General features: G+C 65.6%; 2 protein-coding genes. Both read right to left on the reverse strand.

The genetic code is table 11. The annotated features are described in order from the left end of the window. Positions 1–19: 19 nt before the first annotated feature. A complete protein-coding gene (locus ACQ4OD_RS26225) occupies positions 20–1729 on the reverse strand; it encodes a ShlB/FhaC/HecB family hemolysin secretion/activation protein (RefSeq protein ID WP_430945210.1) in 1710 nt (569 codons plus the stop codon). Positions 1730–1879: 150 nt separating this feature from the next. Further along, positions 1880–3298, reverse strand: coding sequence for a short-chain fatty acid transporter (locus tag ACQ4OD_RS26230; RefSeq protein ID WP_094012630.1), 1419 nt, complete (start codon positions 3296–3298; stop codon positions 1880–1882). Between the last annotated feature and the right edge of the window lie 45 nt (positions 3299–3343).

Genomic DNA, 3343 nt, shown 5'->3' on the forward strand with positions numbered 1-3343 from the left:
AATCTCGTGAATCAGGTGATCAGATGAAGAAGTCGAGGCGGAAGTAAACCGGGCGTTCCTTTTCGGTCAGCACGTCGGGGCGTTCCAGGCTGTGAGCGAAGGTCACGCTGGCAGCCATATGCTGGCCGCGGGCGAACAGCTCCAGCGAGTGGCTGCTGGCACGGCCGTGGTACTGGCCGTTGTAGCGGTCATTGCGGATCACGCCCAGGTCGTAGCCCAGGCCCAGGCCGTACTCGGCCACCAGCGGCTGCAGCAGCGGCCAGCTCACCGGGCGGGTCCAGCGCAGGTCGTTGCGCCAGTAGCCACCGCTGTCGCCGGACAACGACTGGTCCTTCAGGCCGCGTACCGACGACAGCCCGCCAAGGCTGATGCGCTGCGGGCTGAACAGCACGTCTTCGCTGCGCTGGCCGGTGGCCAGGCTGGTAAAGCTCAGGCGCTCGCCGAGCACTTCAAAGCCCTGTACATAGCTGACGGTGGCGCTGTACTTGCGGTAGCGCGCCACCGGTTGGCCCGGGCGCGGGTGGGCGTTGTCCTGGGCATCGAAGGCGCCGGTGCCCTGCTGGGTACCCAGGTCGATGTTGACGAAGGCATTGCCCAGGCGGCGGCCGTGGTTGATGCCGAACTGCGCCTCGCTCAGGCGGTTGCTGCTGCCCTCCAGGCGGCTGTCCTCGATGTAGTTGTTGGTGCGCAGGTGGGCCACGCCGGCATTCAGCGAGGTCTTGCTGGTGGCATCACGGTGCACCACGCGCTCGGCGCGCAGCTGGTGGTTCTGGCTGTCGCCGGTCTGCTTGAAGGCAAAGCCGTTGGCCTGCGCCAGGGAGCGGTACTCGCTCTCGCTGTAGCTGTAGCTGAAGTTCCACCAGCCCCACGGCAGGTTGTAGTACAGCACGCCGTTCTTCGAACCCTGGGTGTGGTCGCTGACCACGTCGTGGCCACCGCGCAGCATCAGCTGGTCGGCCAGGCCCAGCGGGCTGTCCCATTCCAGGCCGAGGTTGAGCATCTGTTCACCGGTGCTGCGCTGGCCTTCATTGTTGCGCGACAGCGAGGCGCGCCAAGGCTTCTGCTGGGTGTTGCGCACCAGCACTTCGCTGCCACCGACGGCCTTGCCGGGGGTCAGCTCCATCTGTGCCTTGTTCGACGGCAGGCGGTTGAGCTGGTCGACCATCTGCTCGACTTCGCGCAGGTTCAGGCGCTGCTCGGCTTCGCCGGGGAAAACCATGGCCAGCTCGCGCTCGCTCAGGCCGCTGGCCGGGTCCGGGCGCAGCCCTTCCAGGCGCCCCTCCACCACCAGCACCTGCAGGTGGCCCGAGGACAGGTCCTGCTGCGGCAGGTAGGCGCGGCTGGTGACCAGGCCGCGGCCCAGGTAATGGTCGGTGATCGCCTTGAGCAAGGCATTGAGCTGGGTGACGCCCAGGCACTGGTCGATGAAAGGCTTGAGCAGGCTGTCGCGATCGGCGGCGGACAGGCTGTCGGCGCCTTTGAGCTCGATGGTGTGGATATCGAAACAGCGGGTGTCTTCGGGCCGTTGCTGCTGGGTAGGTTGCGCGCTTTCACCGGGCAGGTTGCGCAGGTCTTCGAGGCGCCGTTGCTGCTCTTCGAGCAGGCGGTTCTGGCGTTCGCGGATCAGGTCCTGGTCACCCGGTGAGACGGCCCAGGCCAATGGGCTGCACAATGTTGCAACAAATGCGAAGCGCGCATAATTGCGCGCTGCGTGAAGACGTACCGGCATGCCTGTCCCTGGTGATCAACGTAAAGTGGCGCGCATAGTAAGTGGCCATCATATTGACGTCAATTTGCCATCATTCAGCTTTTTCCGATTTCCCGGCAGCGGGCTGCACAAGCGCCGATCCTTGGCGCTTGCAGTTTTCCACCGTCCTGATCAGGGCATTACAGGCGGGACATATTGCAACGTGGTGCCCAGTGCCCACAGCAACACTAGCACCAGCGGCACATGCACCAGCAACTGCACGAACGAGAAGCCGATAAGGTCACGCGCCTTGAGCCCCAACACCCCCAGCAGCGGCAGCATGTAGAACGGGTTGATCAGGTTCGGCAGCGCTTCGGCGGCGTTGTAGATCTGCACCGCCCAGCCCAGGTGGTATTGCAGGTCGTTGGCCACCAGCATCACGTACGGCGCCTCGATGATCCACTTGCCACCGCCAGACGGAATAAAGAAGCCGAGCACCGCCGAGTACACACCCATCAGCAAGGCGTAGGTGTCATGGGTGGCGATCTGGGTGAAGAACAGCGAGATATGGTGGGCCAGGGTCTGGGCGTCCGCGCCCTTGACCTGGGTGAGAATGGCGGCGATCGAGCCGTACAGCGGGAACTGGATCAGCACCCCGGTGGTGGTCGGCACGGCGCGGGCCACGGCATCGAGGAAGCTGCGCGGGCGCCAGTGCAGCAAGGCACCGAGCATGATGAACAGTAGGTTGTAGGTGTTCAGCCCGGAAATCGCGGTGATCGCCGGCTTGGTGGCGAACTCCTGGTACAGCCAGCCGGCGGCCAGGGCCACCAGCAGCAGGATCAGGATCGGGCTGTATTCCAGCCATTCACCCGGCCGCGTGCGCTGGGGCGAAGGCGGTGCGCTGAAGCTCGGGTCCACTCCACAGTCCTGCGCGCTGCGGGCGCTGTTCGGGCCAGGCGCGGTGGCATAGGCGACGATCAGCGAGACGATCACCAGCGCGGCGAGCATCACCCCGGACTGCCAGAGGAAGATGGTCTCGGTGAACGGGATCACCCCGGTGATCGACAGGATCGACGGCGGCAGGCTGGCCGGGTTGGCCTGCAACTGCGCGGCCGACGACGACAGGCCCAGCGCCCACACCGCGCCCAGGCCCAGGTAGGCGGCGGCGCCGGCGGCGCGGTAGTCCATCTTCAGGTCGGTGCGGCGCGCCAGGGCGCGCACCAGCAGGCCGCCGAACACCAGCGACAGGCCCCAGTTGAGCAAGGAGGCGAGCATCGAGATCAGCGCCACCCAGCACACCGCCGAGCGGCCGTTTTTCGGTAGCCGCGCCAGGCGGTCGATCAGCCGGGCGGCAGGTGGCGAGCTGGCCACCACATAGCCGCCGATGACCACGAAGGCCATCTGCATGGTGAACGGGATCAGGCTCCAGAAGCCGTCACCGAAAGCCTTGGCGGTGTCGGTGGGCTTGCCGCCCATGGCCAGGGCGCCAAGGGCCACCAGCATCACGGCCAGGGCGGCGAACACCCAGGAATCGGGGAACCAGCGTTCGGCCCAGTTGGAGCAGCGCAGGGCAAAGCGGGCGGAGCGGCTGTCTTGGATATCAGCGGCCACGATGTTTTCCTTTTTCTGATTTTTATAGGACTGAAACGGCGTCGC

Source organism: Pseudomonas sp. WC1 (assembly GCF_050586565.1).
Taxonomy (GTDB): domain Bacteria; phylum Pseudomonadota; class Gammaproteobacteria; order Pseudomonadales; family Pseudomonadaceae; genus Aquipseudomonas.

Excerpts from the sequence above, each read along its gene's own strand:
- ACQ4OD_RS26225 (WP_430945210.1), bottom strand. The coding sequence starts at position 1,729 with ATGCCGGTACGTCTTCACGCAGCGCGCAATTATGCGCGCTTCGCATTT.